The 17077-nt window shown below is 47.0% G+C and carries 17 protein-coding genes; 10 read left to right on the top strand and 7 right to left on the bottom strand.

From position 1 onward, the window contains the following. Positions 1-6: 6 nt before the first annotated feature. Positions 7-1059 carry an alkene reductase gene (locus CRO25_RS17740; RefSeq protein ID WP_079695880.1) on the bottom strand — a complete coding sequence of 351 codons (1053 nt, stop codon included), beginning with the start codon at positions 1057-1059 and terminating at the stop codon, positions 7-9. 184 nt (positions 1060-1243) lie between these two features. Here CRO25_RS17740 and CRO25_RS17745 point away from each other — a divergent pair, with 184 nt between their 5' ends. After that, positions 1244-2107, top strand: a complete 864-nt coding sequence (locus CRO25_RS17745; RefSeq protein ID WP_072734972.1) for a LysR family transcriptional regulator — start codon at positions 1244-1246, stop codon at positions 2105-2107. 207 nt (positions 2108-2314) lie between these two features. On the opposite strand, the gene CRO25_RS17750 is transcribed toward CRO25_RS17745, so the two are convergent. The 3 genes from CRO25_RS17750 to CRO25_RS17760 form a co-directional block, all read right to left on the bottom strand. After that, a complete protein-coding gene (locus CRO25_RS17750; RefSeq protein WP_079695881.1) occupies positions 2315-3421 on the bottom strand; it encodes a Glu/Leu/Phe/Val dehydrogenase in 1107 nt (368 codons plus the stop codon). Between the two features lie 196 nt (positions 3422-3617). Beyond that, positions 3618-4247, bottom strand: a complete 630-nt coding sequence (gene cdaS, locus CRO25_RS17755) for a sporulation-specific diadenylate cyclase CdaS (protein WP_063566290.1) — start codon at positions 4245-4247, stop codon at positions 3618-3620. A gap of 145 nt (positions 4248-4392) precedes the next feature. Beyond that, complete coding sequence (locus tag CRO25_RS17760; protein WP_372828887.1) at positions 4393-5901, bottom strand: DUF6359 domain-containing protein; 1509 nt, start codon at positions 5899-5901, stop codon at positions 4393-4395. A gap of 223 nt (positions 5902-6124) precedes the next feature. Between CRO25_RS17760 and CRO25_RS17765 the strand changes: the two genes are divergently transcribed. From CRO25_RS17765 to CRO25_RS17770, 3 genes are all read left to right on the top strand, one after another. Next, positions 6125-6415 carry a hypothetical protein gene (locus tag CRO25_RS17765; protein WP_079695882.1) on the top strand — a complete coding sequence of 97 codons (291 nt, stop codon included), beginning with the start codon at positions 6125-6127 and terminating at the stop codon, positions 6413-6415. 153 nt (positions 6416-6568) lie between these two features. Further along, positions 6569-6724 carry a hypothetical protein gene (locus tag CRO25_RS33440; RefSeq protein WP_162842450.1) on the top strand — a complete coding sequence of 52 codons (156 nt, stop codon included), beginning with the start codon at positions 6569-6571 and terminating at the stop codon, positions 6722-6724. A gap of 278 nt (positions 6725-7002) precedes the next feature. Beyond that, positions 7003-7533 carry a GNAT family N-acetyltransferase gene (locus tag CRO25_RS17770; protein ID WP_079695883.1) on the top strand — a complete coding sequence of 177 codons (531 nt, stop codon included), beginning with the start codon at positions 7003-7005 and terminating at the stop codon, positions 7531-7533. Between the two features lie 131 nt (positions 7534-7664). Here the strand turns inward: CRO25_RS17770 and CRO25_RS17775 are convergent, their stop codons facing one another. Continuing rightward, positions 7665-8735 (bottom strand): serine hydrolase, encoded by a 1071-nt coding sequence (locus CRO25_RS17775; protein WP_079695884.1) that lies wholly within the window; start codon positions 8733-8735, stop codon positions 7665-7667. Positions 8736-9018: 283 nt separating this feature from the next. Then, positions 9019-9795, bottom strand: a complete 777-nt coding sequence (locus CRO25_RS17780) for a Crp/Fnr family transcriptional regulator (RefSeq protein ID WP_256863673.1) — start codon at positions 9793-9795, stop codon at positions 9019-9021. A 383-nt stretch (positions 9796-10178) separates the two neighbouring features. Here CRO25_RS17780 and CRO25_RS17785 point away from each other — a divergent pair, with 383 nt between their 5' ends. The 6 genes from CRO25_RS17785 to CRO25_RS17810 all read left to right on the top strand — a co-directional run bounded on the left by CRO25_RS17785 (position 10179) and on the right by CRO25_RS17810 (position 14452). Next, positions 10179-10610, top strand: a complete 432-nt coding sequence (locus CRO25_RS17785; RefSeq protein WP_079695885.1) for a GAF domain-containing protein — start codon at positions 10179-10181, stop codon at positions 10608-10610. Between the two features lie 160 nt (positions 10611-10770). Continuing rightward, on the top strand, positions 10771-11421 hold the full coding sequence (locus CRO25_RS17790) for a response regulator transcription factor (RefSeq protein ID WP_053780067.1): 651 nt from the start codon (positions 10771-10773) through the stop codon (positions 11419-11421). Then, positions 11414-12526, top strand: coding sequence for a PAS domain S-box protein (locus CRO25_RS17795; protein WP_079695886.1), 1113 nt, complete (start codon positions 11414-11416; stop codon positions 12524-12526). Before CRO25_RS17790 ends, CRO25_RS17795 begins: the two co-directional genes overlap by 8 nt. A gap of 282 nt (positions 12527-12808) precedes the next feature. Then, complete coding sequence (locus CRO25_RS17800) at positions 12809-13303, top strand: Lrp/AsnC family transcriptional regulator (RefSeq protein ID WP_079695887.1); 495 nt, start codon at positions 12809-12811, stop codon at positions 13301-13303. 12 nt (positions 13304-13315) lie between these two features. Beyond that, positions 13316-13903, top strand: coding sequence for a chromate transporter (locus tag CRO25_RS17805; RefSeq protein WP_079695888.1), 588 nt, complete (start codon positions 13316-13318; stop codon positions 13901-13903). A gap of 3 nt (positions 13904-13906) precedes the next feature. Next, positions 13907-14452 carry a chromate transporter gene (locus CRO25_RS17810; RefSeq protein WP_053780063.1) on the top strand — a complete coding sequence of 182 codons (546 nt, stop codon included), beginning with the start codon at positions 13907-13909 and terminating at the stop codon, positions 14450-14452. 203 nt (positions 14453-14655) lie between these two features. Here the strand turns inward: CRO25_RS17810 and CRO25_RS17815 are convergent, their stop codons facing one another. Next, positions 14656-17028 (bottom strand): Ig-like domain-containing protein, encoded by a 2373-nt coding sequence (locus tag CRO25_RS17815; protein WP_079695889.1) that lies wholly within the window; start codon positions 17026-17028, stop codon positions 14656-14658. Positions 17029-17077 lie beyond the last annotated feature (49 nt).

Genomic DNA, 17077 nt, shown 5'->3' on the forward strand with positions numbered 1-17077 from the left:
CTACATTCACACCAACACAGTCAGATGTGCGTTGGCATCGTACTCGACCAACTGCTGCCCCGAACGCAATTTTTGCACCAGATCGGGATTGGCGATAAACGGTCTGCCGAACGCTGCCAAATCAATGCTCCGATCTTGCACTGCCTGCTCTGCGGTTGTTGCCTCAAGTTCCCCTACGCCAATGATGATTCCATCCCACTGCTGGCGAATCGCTTCATGGAAATTGTGCTCCCCATCCCAGACTGTGGTGTATCGATCTGTTGAAGGATGCAAGATTGTAATACCTGTCTCACGGAACAGATTCAGATAGGCGTTTAGCACTCCAGCCTTGTCTGACCAGACATAGGAAGGGTCATCATCTTTTTTCTCGGAAAATCGTATCGATATGCGATCCACGCTGATTTCTTTTTGGACTGCAATAATGATCTCCTTCAGAAAACGCAATCGTCCCTGGATATCGCCTCCGTATTCGTCTGTTCTGTGGTTCGTCTTCTCATTAATGAACTGGTCGATCAGATAACCATGCGCTGCATGCAGCTCAATTCCGTCGAATCCAGCCAGTACCGCATTGCGGGCAGCCGTTTGAAATTGTTGAATGGTTGCCCGGATATCTTGCACACTCATGGCTTGAGGTATCTGATATGGCTTATGCAATTTATGGACTCTTCCTTGAGCCGGAATCTCTGAAGGTGCCAGCGGCGGGGTACCAATCAGATCGGAGTGAGACAGTCTGCCCACATGCCACAGCTGAGCGATGATGTTCCCTCCGTGTTTATGGACGGCATTCGTTACCTTTTTCCATGAAGCGGTCTGTTCAGCCGTATATAATCCGGGGATGCCATAGGTTCCTTTGCCTGCCAGCGAGGGATTGATACCCTCTGTAATGATCAACCCTACGCCATCCCTGGCACGTCGCTCGTAATACGCCACCATCTCTTCCGTCGCAGTCCCATCCTGATCATTGGCAAACCCTCGGGTAAGAGGTGCCATCACTAATCTGTTTCTCAAATGCCATTCGTTGATCGTCACCGGACTCAGTAATGTAGACATATTTCTCATCACAACTCCTTCTCCATTGTCAGCGTTTTGCATGATTCCATTGCTCTGTAAAAGCTGTTGATAACGATATTGTAAGCCGGCATATATATATCGTAAAATGATTGAAATATATAGTTGTATCTCTCATAGAGATACCTAACACTTCACATTACTTCATTTCATTACAACTCAGGAGGCCAGAGCCATGGAACTCTCGGATATCGATATTATTCTCGCGGTGGCAAGGTCCGGCAAAATCTCACAGGCCGCCAAAGAATTGAATTATGCACAATCCAACGTCACCACACGCATCAAAAAACTGGAACAGGAATATCAGGTTCAGTTGTTTAACCGTTTTCCCAAAGGGGTGGTGCTGACTTCCAAAGGAGAACAATTTATCCAGTATGCGACACGCATCCGTGACCTGTTAAACGATCTGGAGCAGGATATGACTGATCCCGGTGAGCCTTCAGGCACGTTAAAAATCGGGATTGTGGAGACGGCAGCATCCAGCCGGTTCATGGAGATTCTCAATGAATACCAAGTGACCTATCCCGAGGTCTCCATCTCGCTTGTGAATGCCACTTCACCCAAAGTGCTGCGCAAGAAAATACAGGAATACGAGATTGATGGTGCCTTTATTAGTGGTGCGTGTGTAAAAGAGGGTCTGAAAGTGGAATATGAAATGCAGGACACGGTGCATATCATCTCCAAAAGGATGGACGTTCCACCCGAAAGCCTGTGTCAGGTTTCGTGGGTCGTTTTCCCAAAAGGCTGCCCATACCGTGAAATTACGGAGGAATATTTGCAGGAAGAAGGTTTGTCTGCTCGCAATATGATTGAAGTCAGCACGATGGATAACCTGCTTAGCTGTGTGGAGTCGGGGATTGCTTTTACCATTATGCCTTGCAGCGTTATTCACAAGAAACCGGATGAGTTCTCTGTATTTGATCTGGCCGAACGATTCACACATACCACAACGACCTTTGTCCGGGGTGAAGATCGATACGTCAGCAGCGCGCTGGATCGATTTGTGAAGCTGCTGAATCAGAAGTGCATTACGTTTTGAAATAACATTGCGTTGCTCTCGGGTTATAAGAATTTTTAATGTTAGCCGAGCCATACGATAAACGCCTTACAAGAAAATCTTTAAACTCAAAAAGAAGGCAGGCATCCATTGCACTCCACCTCCTCTCTAACAAATGGGGTGCAGTTCACCATGGGGATGCCTGCCTTTAGCTGTTTTACATTTTATTGTAATGTGAATCCTTTGAATTTACCCGCGCAGTCTGCGGGAACTCAGCGCGTGATGACCATTTTGCAGAAACGTGCTGCGTGTATTTTTCATCAGTTCAATGCGGCGTTCAGCCAGGCGATCCGCAGCAATATACGTTGCGATGCCTTCGGTCCGTGACGTGTCGAAGATTTTCTCCAGATTATTGTAGATCTCTCCAACCTTGCTCCACGCACGATCTGCATTATAGCCGTTCAGCTCATCCGCAATATTAATTACGCCACCTGCATTGATCACGTAGTCTGGTGCGTATACGATCCCCATTTCATGCAGCTTGTCACCATGACGCGGCTCCAGCAGCTGGTTGTTGGCACAGCCTGCCACAACCTTGGCCTTAAGCTGCTTCAACGTATCATCATTAATTGTACCGCCCAATGCACATGGAGCATAAATATCACATTCCACTCCAGTAATGTCGGCAGGGTCCACCGCTTTTGCACCGAATTGATCCACAGCCTGCTTCACGGAATCCTTATGGATATCGGTAACGATCAGCTGCGCACCTTCTTCGTACAAATATTTGCACAGACGCATCGCCACGTTGCCCACACCTTGTACAGCCACGGTTTTGCCTTCCAGCAGATCCGTGCCGAATGCTTGCTTCGCTGCGGCCTTTATGCCCCGATATACACCCCAGGCTGTTGCCGGGGAAGGATTACCGGAGGAGCCGTAGCTTGGCGATATACCTGTGACATAGTCGGTTTCCTGATAGATCAGATTCATATCTTCTTCTGTCGTTCCCACATCCTCTGCGGTGACATAACGTCCGTTCAGTCCCTGAATGTATCGGCCAAAAGCCCGGAACATCGCTTCATTTTTGTCACGGCGCGGATCCCCGATAATTACGGCTTTACCTCCGCCCAGATTCAGTCCGGATACAGCATGTTTATATGTCATTCCCCGCGCAAGGCGCAAGGCATCTTCAATGGCAGCTTCCTCCGAAGCATAGGTCCACATCCGTGTGCCTCCCAGCGCAGGACCGAGTGTTGTATCGTGAATAGCAATAATTGCTTTTAAACCAGAGGCTCTATCCTGGCACAGTACCAGTTCCTCATAATCGTGATGTTCCATTCTATCAAACCAGCTCATGTGTTAACCGTCTCCTCCAACCATTTTTGCGATCAATTCGCCTTCTTCAGTTCGTCTTCCATCCTCTATTGTACCCATGATGATCAAGTTTGTGCAAAACCACATCACGATGTAACAAAAAGACCTTTCTCTCTTCGCAGGGAAAAAGGTTCATTTACTCCAGCATGGAATCGGTAAAAAATCTAGCGACCAGTAATCATGGCAGGGTTTCAACCACGTTGATGGGATGCAGATCCCCTCCCACGGCGAATGAAGCTTGACCTGTCTCTTCCGAGACAACCAGCACAACCGCATCCGTCAGCTCACTTAATCCGAGAGCAGCCCTATGCCGTGTGCCAATTTTCCGTTCATGTGCAATGGCCTGTGACAAAGGTAATACATTGCCCGCGGATACAATCTGATTGCCCCGAATCAGCACCGCCCCATCATGCAGAGGTGCACCCGGTATAAACAGCGACTCCAGCAACGCATGCGTGACTCTGGCATCGACTGCAACCCCTGAGTGGATAATTGGTTCAAGCGGAACTTCCCGTTCAATTACAATGAGCGCACCATATCTGCGATCCGACAAATGCTGTACACTGGCAGTCAGTTCGGCAAATTTCTCCGTGAAGGGAGACAGATAACAATCCAGATAAAAGGAAGACGCCAGCACCTCGATCTGCTTGATCTCGGCCCGAATCTCCGCAAATTGGCCCAGCAGACACACACTGTCATGGTCAAAGGTGGATAACGTCTTGTTCATTCGATCTGCCACACGATGGAGGTCCCCTTTGAGTTTCTGCCTCATGGTCGAGCTGTCGCAGTCTGCTTGCCGATTCATCATGGTCTTCCTCCTCACCTTGGCATCTCACTCATCATTCATAATTACCCATACGTTTCCCTCTGCTCCGGGCATTTATGCAAAATAAAGCCTGTCCGCAATTGTGGCGAACAGGCCGATTTTCCGTATATTTTTCTTGCTGCTTATCTTACTGCGCTTTGCCGTACGATCCTGCCTTAAACGTTGTAGGATCGTACCATTTGTAGCCTGCAGCCGGTGTAGCCCATGGTTCGGTTTGCGGCTCGGTGGAAGAAGCCGGAGCTTCAATAGCAAGCAGACTTGTCGGCGTATCCAATGTCAGTCCAGCGACCTGGGACAGACTTGTGTAACTTTCTTTCACTGCAAGCCATTTCACGGTATTCACGAGGAATACACCGTCATTCACTTCTTTAAAGCCATCATACGTTGTTTTGGCAGCGCCTGTTTCTTCACGTAGATATCTGGGAGTGGCATCCTCAACAGGTGAGGAGTCGCCGATAAATGCTGCTTTTCCTGCCCCGATCTTGGCGATCGCTGCGTAGGCTCCTTCAGCTCGTCCGCCGCCATTGTATACGCCCTGATCTACCGCGTTGCCCCATTTGGAAACCCCACTAGGTACATACACCAGACCTTTGGCTTTGTTCGGGTCAATAATGGCAAGTGTGGAACCAGCATGCATGGCCACTGCGTTCACGCCGGTTGTAATGCCGAACGACTGTGAAGGTGCGACGATATCCGTTGCATTAACATCTCCCAATGCATTGTAGCGGAAACGAATACCGAAGTTGGATGCCAACCAGTCCGAACTGGTCACGCCTTGCATAGCTGGAGATTCAGCTTCTGCTGACGACATGCCTTTGGCCGGATTCAAGAATGCACCACGGCGATAGCCGTTGAATACTTCGGAGGAATCCCAGCGGTTTTTGTTCCGGTCTGCGTTATAGTGGTCGGCAATGAAGAAGACACTGCCACCATTCTGTACATATTGCAGCAGTGCAGCCTGCTCTGTCGCTTTGAAAGGCACGTTCGCTTCGCCGATAACGAAGACATCATAATCTTTCAATTTATTAAAGGTGATGGCTTGCTCACCGAAGGTATACGGGATGCTGCGATCCAGCTGATCCACGGTAAAGCCCGCGTTTCGCAAACCATTCGCAAAGTCCGAAAATGCCCCATCAATAACCCAGTCCGCAGCCCCGGCTGTCTGAGCATGCGTGTTATCGAATAATACTTTCTTCCCTGTACCATCCGGCAGCGTTGTGCCTGGATCAGGATCAGGATTGGTTGTTCCAGGGGAGAGTGCGATTGAGGTAGGATTCTTAACTCCGGCATAACTGTTATATGCGCCAAGTGTTCCGGTTACGATAACCTTCTGCCCCACAAGATTCGGGTTGGTAGCCAGTCCATATTGCGAGCGGTACGACGCTGGAATCTGCACGTCGAGCAGTTTCGCGTTAGTCTTCTCTGTCGCTGAATCTGCAATCAGGAAGTTAAAATCATTGGCGTAAGGAGATGTAAACTTGGCTGTAAGCGAACCGGTGGCATGTCCAACAATATATCCTTCCACCGTTGCCGTTGCTCCGCCACTCTGGGCAGCGATGGCCTGCGATACCGTAATAGGTGCTGCAGCGGCCTGTACCGGACCTTGTGAACCAGGTTGAAGCAATGCCGTCGCCATCATGATGAAGATCAGGAATGCCCCGATCCAATGCTGCCATATCGCTTTCTTCATACTTGCCTTCTCCTCCTCGTAATTACCTGATAATGGGTTATCCACCTTTAATTTAATCGTTCATATGCTGAATTCCTCTTTCTTTTTGTAAAATGTTTGAAAAAACTTTTGGAAATTCCACCAATTGCCCATACTGGTTAACAAAAGTATCCCAAAGGAGACCTGTATGATGAAGTTTCTTTTTCTTCTGCTCCTGCTGATTGTTCCACTTATTATGGTTTTTGTTGCGCTCCGCTCACGGATGATGACCCGCATTTTCCATGTACTTGCACTGCTCTGCTTCTATAGTGCGGCGACTGTCATTGCCGGAGATGTGTACGCTACGAATGCCCATATGACGACGTTCACCACAGAAATTCACCATTTCCTGTTGAATGGATGGTTTCTTTATCCGTCTGCATACCTGGGTGTGTACGTTCCCTATGTGCTGTGGATGAGCCTTTTTTCGAAAAAAAGTTGAGTACATTCGAGCCTTGGCATTGCATTTTGACATCGTTCATTGCATAATGATAATATAACTGTGATAATGATTATCATTCTTGAGCCTGTCTCAAGTCTTCTGCCTACTTTACATGACTTAACGATTTTATAGATAAAGGGGAACGAACATCGAATGAATACAACTCTGCAAAAGGCTGATCTGCAGCTTGACGATTATTTGGATCTTCTGAACCTGGCAACCAACCTGGGTGACACGAAATGGCAAAAGGAAATTATCCGCAAGCTGGCTTATACTTATCCCGCAGTTGAATGTAAACAACCACAATAGCATGCCTTATACTTACATAGCTCGTAACCCATTCTTTACATGAATCGGTTATTGGGCTATTTTTGTTTTACTATATAATTGAACTAAACATTTACACGAGAAACGGAGAGGACAGAAAAAACCTGAAGAAGCGGAGCGTTCGCCTTTATCCCCGGATTTTCTCCTTTTAAAAAGGGAATCAAAAAAATCTGGGGATAACAGCGATCGGAAGGTTGTTCTGTCATCGAAGTGGCAAGTGTAAATATTCTTTAGTTCACTTTATATAGGAGGGAATAGCTATGCAATTGGAGACCGAACGACTCATCATCCGGGATATTCTGGAGACAGACTGGGAAAGTATACATAGCTACACATCCATGACAGAAGTTACTCAGCATACGGCATGGGGACCTAATACGGAAGAAGATACGCGAGATTATGTGGAATTTGTGCTAAATTCACAGCAAACACAACCACGAGAGGGCTTCGAACTGGCGATATGCTTGAAAAAGGAGGGCATCCTGATCGGCGGTGTTGGCCTCCACATCGAAAAGACGAACGCTGAGATCGGTTATGTGCTCAATCCCGTTTATCAGGGAAAAGGGTATGCTGCCGAAGCAGCCCGAGCCATGCTTGGCTTTGGCTTCAATACACTTGGCGTACACCGTATATATGCAAAATGCCGCCCGAACAACAAGGCTTCGGAGAAGGTTATGCAGAAGATTGGTATGCAGCGTGAAGGTCTGATGCGAGAGCATTGGTTCTACAAAGGGGAATATCATGATTCGTATCTATATTCGATTCTTGCAAAGGAATATGCAGGTGAGTGAATACCCTGGATATGATACGGAGGGCGTTAACGCGTCCTCTTTTGTATCCTATATTAGTTATCTTGGATGGAGTCATTAACCATAAGAAAACCACCTAATGATTAGGTGGCTCATACTGCTATCGTTTCCCGTTACTTTAATGACATTTCTCTCTGCATCATTTCTTCCAATATTTTTATACCTGTAAAGTCTATCATTGTTCCTTGAGAAGGCTCTTTTTTAGTGATCCATTTTATGAGTTGAGCAACACAATAATCCATAAGAGAATTTGAGAAAAAAGAATAATTGGATAGCAATACAACTCCTACACGGAGTTCCTTATTGAAAGCTAGATAACTATTAAAACCAGCTGAACCCCCGTTATGCCAGAGGATAACTTTATCTAGAAGATTATCCTCACCCCAGCCAAAATAACGGTTTGAATTTCCGATCGATATAGGGAGATGACTTTTTTGTAGTGTAGAGGCTATCGGATGATCATCATTTAGATTAGCTTGGACAAATAAACTCAAATCGCTAACAGATGACTTAATTCCCCCAGCTCCTACATGTATAGAAAGATCCCAATGAGGGACTCTTTTCCCAGATGAAGCATGTCCATTCAAAAACCTGCTATTCTGCTCTTCATCAAGCATAACGGCTGTCTCATTCATCTTTAAGGGACTCGTTATATATTTTTTTAACAGTTCGTCATACGTACTTCCTGACACCTTACATAGTATGTATCCCAGTAAACCTACACCGATATTGGAATATGCAAACGAACCTATGCTATCCGTGTAATCAGAATTAGATAAAAAAGCAGTTAAATCTTGCTCGGTATACATTGAATAAGGATTCGATCTTTTTTTAGCCAAATTGTGGTTGGTTGCCAATGTGGGTAATCCAGAGGTATGAGTAGCCAGGCTTCTCAAGGTAATCTTATTCAAATAATCGTTTTCTACGTTTTGCACGAACTTACCAACACTGTCATCCGAGGAAAGCAATTTTTCTTTTTCCATTTCTAATAAAATTATGGATGTAAAAACTTTGGTTATGGAGCCGATCTCAAACAACTTATGCTCAGGAGGGATCACACTTTTCTTTTTATTATTATCAAATGAATAGTATTCAACATCTCCTTCCCTAACAATCCCGATAACAAGCTGTAAATGTTTCTTATCTTTTGTGTAATCTGAAACAAAACTTTGTAAATCCAGCATGGTAGAATTTACTCCTTTTTTATGATTCTTTTATTACTTGAATGTTGAAATTACGTTGATCAACCTATTTTGAGCAAACCAAACTATGTATTCGTTTCCAATTCTTGATTTCCTGCCAGGATAACTGAACCCTCTAAACTTTTCGATTCAATACCACTGCTTCAAGCCGCTCATATCAAGCCAAAAAAGCTGATCCCGAGTACATCGGACATCAGCTTTTTTGAATTCTCCGTAACGACCCCAATCGCCATGGAAGGAAACAACCCTATTCAACTTGATTTCATTACAATCGGCACAGCTCTACCGGGCAGCTTGGAAATGTCGGACATCCGCACATGCAGCGCAAGGCTGCCAGATCACGAATCATCAGCTTTCCATCCATGGTGTCCAGCGTCCCCTGTTCTTTCCAGGCTCCCAACATGCGCGTTACACTCTCCCGCGTGGCACCAATCATTTCCGATAATTCGGTATGATTCAGCTTCATGTCGAGCACGATGCCATCCGGCGTAATTTTGCCATACGAGTTGCTGGCACGAATGAGCGTCGATGCGAGTGCACCTGCCTTGCCATAGAGCAAGAGGTCACGGAAACGCGACTGGGTGATACGCTGGGCGAGCGCCATCCATTGCAGGAATTTCAAGGCAAGGTCACCGTGTTTGCTGAGCACACTTTCCAAGTCGCTGAGCGAGATGATCCCCAGCTCCCCTTTGCCAGCCATCTCTGCACTGTAGCTATGAGTCAATCCGCCAATGCCGCCAAACTCTCCAATCAGATCCCCGGTTTGTTGAATCGATAAAATAATTTCTTTCCCATCCTCAGTTGACTTGGTCAGCTTCACTCTTCCCGAGCGAATGTAGTACAGGTATCCGGCTTCATCGCCTTCCAGAAAGAGACTGTACCCCGACTTTACCCGTTTTGGCTGCATCTTCGTCTCGATCAAGCCCCATTGTTCAGCTGTCACGAACGAAAGGATTCCACCTGTCTCCCGTGTCATCTTGCTCGCCTCCGTCTGTTCTTGTTGTGTCGCCTGGGTTGTTCTTTCTTTAAATACCGTACCCATTACCATCGTCCCCCTCGGTGTTTCCTTATGTATCCATCATACCGCGAATATAGCGTGGGGGTTATCGGGGGATTACCTGAACCTCACGGGGAAACTCCCTGAATTTTCTGTGAGATAAATCACACTTACGAGGTACATTTACGACTCCGTAATCGAAAAAAGCCTTGCTGTTCCTGGCCTGAATGCCTGTCCATACACAGGATCAGCAAATTGCAGAACGGAAATAGGGGTTTTCCCTGAATTACAACACGGAAGAAAGGGGCTACAATAAAAGTAGCAGCGAAATACCCTTATTTTAAGATTTCCCTGACCACAGGTTAACGATATTGATATTGATTACACCGTAACGTACGGTATGATTCCAAAAAAGGAAGTGTCCTCTCATGCATGATGAACTGCCATCTGGCATTCAGGAGATGATCGACGGCCTGCGCCTGAGTACCTCCAGCGATTTTTGCGGACTGGCCTGTCTGTCAGGCACGATGCTGCGCTGGAAGTATACATCCGGCGCCAGTAACGAACGTGTGAAACGCATGGAGATGCGTCCCGGACAAGATCTGGTTGGCACAGCGCTTCGAACTGGACGCACCGCTCTATCTGATTCACAATCCACCGAGGAGCATACACCCGGTCGTTGCCCGTTAATGCTTGCGGAGCGGTTGGTATGTGCCATAGCCGTGCCCGTGTTCCAGCAAGGGAGTGTTCCTGGCGCCGTGCTGCTCCTTGGCAGCAGATTACCTTGCACGTTCTCACCGGAGATGGTCCGTGAGACCGAACAGATCGCTATACAGCTGCAGCAAAAAGTGTACGGATAAAGGCAGCTGTCTGGAATACGCTAAGAAGTCTTGTTATTTCCTTATAGGAAGTAACACGGACTTACAGAGAATCGAAGCCATTCAGAGATTAACCTCTGAATGGCTTTCTTTTTTGGTATGATAAAGAAAGAACTGTGGAACCGGACAGGAGGAAAATGTTGTGATTCAATTATTAGTTGTCGACGATCATGTCGTTGTACGCTCCGGGCTGATCGCCCTGCTCGATGGAAAGAATGATATACATATTGTTGGAGACGCGGCCGATGGGGATGAAGCTATTGCCAAGGCACAAGAACTGAAGCCGGATGTGGTCTTAATGGATTTCAGCATGCCGCCAGGTAAAGACGGTCTGACCGCTACCGCTGAATTGAAGAAATTGATGCCGGATGTCTCCATATTGATCCTCACCATGCATGACGATGAAGAATATCTGTTCCGCGCCATCCACGCGGGAGCATCCGGATATATTCTCAAAAGCGCGCCGCATGAAGAATTGCTCGCCGCTATTCGTTCCGTAGCAGAGGGTAGCGCCTATCTGTACCCAAGTGCGACCAAGCGGCTGATGAGTGAATACCTGGACAAAGCAAAGCAGGAAAACGCCGGACCGTATGACACGTTATCCGAGCGGGAGAAAGAGATATTGTCCTGGATTGCCAAGGGTTACGCCAACAAGGAAATCGCTGAACATCTGGTGATCAGTGTCAAAACGGTCGAATCCCACAAAAGCAATCTGATGGAGAAGCTCGGCCTTCGAACCAGACCGGAACTGGTGAAATTTGCGATGAAAAAGGGGTTGCTGAACTTTGAGTAGCACACGCAAAAACAGACTTAGCGGATTTGCCGACCAGCCTGTGCGTCAGTTATTAGAGGAAATCGACAGTCACATTACAGATACTGAATTCCGCAGCAGACTGAAAGGTTCCCTGCATCAGCTCAGTGATCTGAAGTTTGCCCTGGATGAGTCGTCCATTGTAGCCCTCACGGACCGCAAAGGAAAGATCCAGTATGTAAACGATAAGTTCTGCGAAATTTCACAATATAATCGGGAAGAATTGATCGGCCAGGATCATCGGATCATTAATTCGGGTTATCACGGCAAGAATTTTATGAAAAACCTGTGGGATACCATCTCTTCCGGACGAGTGTGGAACGGAGAGATCCGTAACCGTGCCAGAGATGGCAGCCATTATTGGGTGAATACAACGATTGTGCCTTTTCTCGATAACGATGGTGAGCCCTATCAGTATTTGGCCGTTCGTAGTGAGGTAACGAAGCTGAAGCAGGTCGAAGCCGAGTTACAGACGATGATGACCCAGGTCATGAACATTCAGGAAGAGGAGCGGCGTCGCATCTCCCGCGAGCTGCATGACGGCATTGGACAGAGTCTCTTCTCCCTCGTCATTCAGATGGATCGTCTGCTGGCTGATCAGCCCCAATCCGGCGTAGAAGCACTGCGGAAACAAGTTACGGGCATTATGGAGGATGTACGCGGCATGGCATGGGAACTGAGACCCTCCGTGCTGGATGACCTTGGTGTTGTTCCGGCCATTCGCACGTATATCGAGAACTATACCCGGCACTACGGGATTGAAGTGGAACTGGAATGTAATCTGCGAAAACGACTGGATATGAACCGGGAGATCGCCATGTACCGCATTATCCAGGAGGCGTTAACCAATGTAGCCAAGTACGCCGATGTGTCAGAAGCACATGTGACGGTGGAAGATTCGGAAGAGGCAACCGTTGTGAGAATCGAGGACCAAGGCGCAGGATTCAACAGTACGACGGCTGGTAACGGCGTTGGTCTGTTCAGCATGGAGGAGCGAGCCCGTGGAGCCGGAGGTACACTCGTAGTATATTCGGAGCCTGGGGAAGGAACTGTCGTTACCCTTTGTCTGCCCAAAACTGTTCATTAAGTCGCTTCAATCTGTACTTTATATAGAAGACTGTTTACGGATGTGCTCTGTGACAGTCTCTTTTTCGATCCATGCTTGCCTCCTGCTCGTGCCCCTATTCATCATCTCGGATTGGTAAAAATGACAAAATGAAAGCTTTGAATCGGATAAATTCAACATTTACAATAATTATATTGACTCCAATTACGATTCGTCATTAAAATATGAATGCTACATACAAATTGTACGCAGATCCTATCATAATTTTTTTTATTCTATATAGTTAAAAAAGGATGGTCAATCATGCCAGAGAAACGCTCCTCCAAAGGGGGAGAAATCCCGCAAATGCACAATCTGGATGCAATCGATCGTAAAATCATTGCCGCCCTTCACCAAAATAGCCGGATATCCTACACCGATCTGGGTGCACAGATCGGTTTGTCCCGTGTGGCCGTTCAGGCCCGCATTAATGCTTTATCCGAAAAGGGAATCATTGAACGCTTCACTGTGGTTCTCAATCCGGGCAAAGTTGGACTCCAGGTCTCTGCCTTTTTCAATGTCGATGTAGAACCGCTATTTCTGGATGAAGTGGCCGCGAAACTGGACGAAGAACCCGCAGTAACCAGCCTCTATCATATGACAGGCCCGAGTACCCTGCACATGCATGGTATTTTTGCAGATATGGAAGAGATGGAGCAGTTCCTGCTGGAGAAGCTCTACAAGATGCCGGGCATCGTCAAGGTAGAGTCACAGCTGTTGTTAAAACGATATAAAAGCCGAATGGGCATGAGACTCTAGGAGGAAATCAGCATGCGTTGGAAAGATTACAACGGTCTCGTCATTGGGATGGTACGAACCGGAATTTTGGGATATGGCGGCGGCCCCTCGGTTATTCCGCTAATCCGTTATGAAGCCGTTACCCGCTATAAGTGGGTCAGCGATGATGAGTTTGGCGAGATTTTGGCCATTGCGAATGCCCTGCCTGGTCCTATTGCCACCAAGATGGCCGCGTATCTCGGGTATAAAACCAAAGGCGTGCTGGGCGCTATTGTGTCCGTTTTGGCCCACATTTTGCCAACGAGCATCGCCATCATTGCGCTGCTTGGTTCCATGTACGCGCTGCGCGAATCGAAAATCGTAGCAGGCATGGTGGCCGCTGTTCGCCCGGTTATTTTTGTCATGCTCGGCATGATGGCATACGAATTCGCCAAGAAAGCGTGGAAGGGACTCGGTACAACCTTTGCCGTCCTGTTCGGTGTCCTTGCATTTGTATTGCTGCAGCTGCTGGATATTCACCCCGGTATTGTGATTGCCGTCTTCCTCGGATATGGCGTCTTCCATCTGGATGTGGTCCAGCGCTTCAAATCCAAAGGCAATTCCGACAAGGGGGTGTCCTAAGCGATGCTTCAGACATGGTGGGAATTGTTTTGGGGATTTTTTGTAGCCAATATCTTGGGTTACGGGGGCGGCCCCGCCTCCATTCCGTTAATGCAGGAAGAAGTGGTCAACCACTACAAGTGGATGACCACCGAGCAATTCGGTGATGTACTCGCCATCGGTAATGCACTTCCCGGTCCAATCGCGACCAAAATTGCCGCCTTTGTCGGTTATCAGGTGGCTGGCTGGTTTGGCGCATTCATCGCCAGTTTTGCCACCGTTGTGCCTTCGGCTGTCGCGCTAATTCTGCTGCTTCGTTTACTGAACAAGCATCGCACTTCACCTAAGGTGAAAGGGATGACGTTGCTCGTACAACCGGTTATTGCTGTACTTATGATCTTACTTACATGGGAATTCGGTCAGGTATCCACCAATTCCATCGGCATTTGGCAGACACTGATCATTGCAGGGATCTCGCTTTGGGTCATGACCAAGACCAAGCTGCATCCAGCCATCCTCATCGTCATTGCTTTTGCATACGGTGCGCTGGTTCTGTCTCATACGATGTAATTCATTGATTATTTAGATTCGGGGAACGTCTTGGAACAATGTGTTTTTATATCCAGTATGGATATATGCACAAGTGCCGGGGCGTTTCTTTTTTGTATTGTTAGTTCTTTTGTGTTTTTCCCATTAAAAAAACGGTGATGCCAGCATTTAAGCTGTCATCACCGTACATAAAATTGCTTGTTTTACCTTCGTACTTAAAGATATTATTTCGCTTCAACGACTACAGTTACTTTGGTTTTCACACCTGCATAAGTTACAGTAATGGTTGCCTTACCCTTGCCATTGGCCTGGATTATTCCATCCTTCACCGATGCTGTCGCTATACGGGAAGATTTCCACAGTGCCGGCTTGGATACGTTCGCTTCGCTGCCATCGGCATACGTTGCTGTAGCAACCAGGGTTGCCTTGTCACCAGGCTTCATGGTCAGGGTTACTTTATCGGTTTGCAAATATTTCAGTGTATCTACATCGACTGCAATGGTTACTGTTTTGCTGCCGTACTTCGCTGTAATTTTTGCTTTACCTGAACCTGTCGCTTTTACTTTACCTTTGGTTACCTGAGCTACTTTGTAGCTGTTGGTTTTCCATTCCGCTTTGTCCGTGACATCACGCTCACTGCCATCGCTCAGATATGCGGTAACCGTAAGATCTGCGGAATCACCGGTTTTCAGGGAAAGAGCCGGTTCGGATGCTTCAATGCGTGAGATAACGTCCACTTCAACCTGAATGGTCACTTTGTTGGAACCATATTCAGCCGTGATATTGGCTTTACCGCTGCTGTTGGCAGTGATAACCCCTTTTTTCACATCGGCTACGCGGGAATTGCTTGATTTCCATGTTGCATCGGATGACACGTCCTTGGTCAAGCCATCTTCATCCGTTGCTGTGAGTACGATTTGCTGTGTTTCCTTGGAGGACAACACCAAAAAGTTCACATCTGCCTCCAGCCCACTAGCCATGCCTACTTCAACAGGCAAAGTTAACGTTTTACCTTCAATTTTGGCTGTGATGGTTACTTTACCTGTTGCAATACCCGTCACGACACCTTTACTGTCCACTTCAGCGAGTTTATCACTGCTGCTGCTCCAATCCGCATCTTCGGATACGTCTTTGGATGTATCACCGTATACGGCCAATACTTTCACAGATAATGTACCCCCAACGGCTACAGAACCTTTTTTCTTGTCCATTTCATACTTGTCCGGAACGTCTACATTCACTGTGAATTTAACGGTTTTGCCGCCGTATGTCGCAGTAATCGTTGCTGTACCCGATTTATAGGCGATCAGCTCACCGCCAGACACATATACAACATCCGGATTACTGGATGTCCAAGTTGCCTTGGAAGTTACGTTTTCTGTACTTGCATCAATATATTCTGCATTGGCTACCAGTTTCTTGGTTTTGTTATCACCTGTAACGCTCATAGCCAGTTTATCTTCGACACCCGCAATATCCAGATATCTTGCTGTATCAACGTCAACCGTGATTTCCACTGTTTTGCCGCTATACGTTGCTTTGATTGTCGTAGAACCCGCGCCAATGGCTGTAACTTGTCCTTTGAATACCGTCGCTACCTTCTCGTTGCTGGATGTCCATGTCGCTTGATCCGTTACATTCACATCAGCGCTGTTCGGGTAAGAAGCAGTCAATACTACATTTGCCGTTTTATTGGACTCGCTCAGACGGAAGAAAATACTCTGTTTCTCCACACTCAGTTTGCTTGTCAGATCAACATCCACATCTACCGATACGGATTTCGTTCCGTATTTGGCTGTGATCTTAGCAGAACCTGCCGAGTATCCTGTAATTTCACCTTTTAATACATCTGCTACTTTTTCATTACTTGACGTCCACTCTGCCAGATCCGTTACATCTTTGGTTGTGCCATCTGGATAGGTGGCTGTCAATTTAACACTCTCGCTTTTGTTCAACAGCAGATTGACCTGCTTCTTGTCCACATCCACACGTTTAACAACCTCAACGTTAACATCCACAGTCACACTTTGACTGCCGACTTTACCTGTGATGACAGCTGTACCGGCGCTTTGTCCAGTAACTTTACCATTCACAACCGTTGCCACTTTCTCGTCATCGGATGACCACTCCGCAACTTTGGATGCTTCTGCATTCGTCGTATTATCACTGTAGGTTGCCGTCAAAATAATGTCTTTGCTATCTCCTGTGCGCAAGTCCAGCGACTGCACGTTTTTGGAAAGGGCTTTGACCTTTTTGGTTACATTCACCTGAACCGTTTGACTCTGAGTCAGATATGACGTTGTAATGGTCGCCGTACCTTCCTTTTTGGCAGTAATGGCACCATTATATACAGTCGCTATCGAAGTATCACTGCTACTCCAGGAAGAACTGATCGTTACGTTAGCCGATGTATTATCGGTATATACTCCTGTCACCGTAACCGAACTGGAATCACCCACTTCGAGCGACAGCTCATTTTTGGAAACTACAATTTTGGACAGTTCTTTATCTGCCGCAGCGGCCAAGCCTACGTTGGAAATACTCAGCACCAATACCAGCATCATCACCATGTACTTGGTCAATCTTGGCTTTAACATCATTTCCCCCCGATTCTTTTCATTTTGTTCCTTAGTTTAATGTCGGCAA

The organism is Paenibacillus sp. RU5M, from assembly GCF_900221055.1.
Classification (GTDB): Bacteria; Bacillota; Bacilli; order Paenibacillales; family Paenibacillaceae; genus Paenibacillus; species Paenibacillus marchantiae.

What these genes read in the sequence shown, in the direction of transcription:
- cdaS (WP_063566290.1), bottom strand. Translation starts at nt 4,247, where the DNA reads ATGATGAATCGGCAAGCAGACTGCGACAGCTCGACCATGAGGCAGAAA.
- CRO25_RS17780 (WP_256863673.1), bottom strand. Translation starts at nt 9,795, where the DNA reads ATGGGTACGGTATTTAAAGAAAGAACAACCCAGGCGACACAACAAGAA.
- CRO25_RS17805 (WP_079695888.1), top strand. Translation starts at nt 13,316, where the DNA reads ATGCGTTGGAAAGATTACAACGGTCTCGTCATTGGGATGGTACGAACC.
- CRO25_RS17800 (WP_079695887.1), top strand. Translation starts at nt 12,809, where the DNA reads ATGCCAGAGAAACGCTCCTCCAAAGGGGGAGAAATCCCGCAAATGCAC.
- CRO25_RS17740 (WP_079695880.1), bottom strand. Translation starts at nt 1,059, where the DNA reads ATGAGAAATATGTCTACATTACTGAGTCCGGTGACGATCAACGAATGG.
- CRO25_RS17745 (WP_072734972.1), top strand. Translation starts at nt 1,244, where the DNA reads ATGGAACTCTCGGATATCGATATTATTCTCGCGGTGGCAAGGTCCGGC.
- CRO25_RS17785 (WP_079695885.1), top strand. Translation starts at nt 10,179, where the DNA reads ATGCATGATGAACTGCCATCTGGCATTCAGGAGATGATCGACGGCCTG.
- CRO25_RS17750 (WP_079695881.1), bottom strand. Translation starts at nt 3,421, where the DNA reads ATGAGCTGGTTTGATAGAATGGAACATCACGATTATGAGGAACTGGTA.
- CRO25_RS33440 (WP_162842450.1), top strand. Translation starts at nt 6,569, where the DNA reads ATGAATACAACTCTGCAAAAGGCTGATCTGCAGCTTGACGATTATTTG.
- CRO25_RS17815 (WP_079695889.1), bottom strand. Translation starts at nt 17,028, where the DNA reads ATGTTAAAGCCAAGATTGACCAAGTACATGGTGATGATGCTGGTATTG.
- CRO25_RS17775 (WP_079695884.1), bottom strand. Translation starts at nt 8,735, where the DNA reads ATGCTGGATTTACAAAGTTTTGTTTCAGATTACACAAAAGATAAGAAA.
- CRO25_RS17770 (WP_079695883.1), top strand. Translation starts at nt 7,003, where the DNA reads ATGCAATTGGAGACCGAACGACTCATCATCCGGGATATTCTGGAGACA.
- CRO25_RS17760 (WP_372828887.1), bottom strand. Translation starts at nt 5,901, where the DNA reads ATGGCGACGGCATTGCTTCAACCTGGTTCACAAGGTCCGGTACAGGCC.
- CRO25_RS17765 (WP_079695882.1), top strand. Translation starts at nt 6,125, where the DNA reads ATGAAGTTTCTTTTTCTTCTGCTCCTGCTGATTGTTCCACTTATTATG.
- CRO25_RS17810 (WP_053780063.1), top strand. Translation starts at nt 13,907, where the DNA reads ATGCTTCAGACATGGTGGGAATTGTTTTGGGGATTTTTTGTAGCCAAT.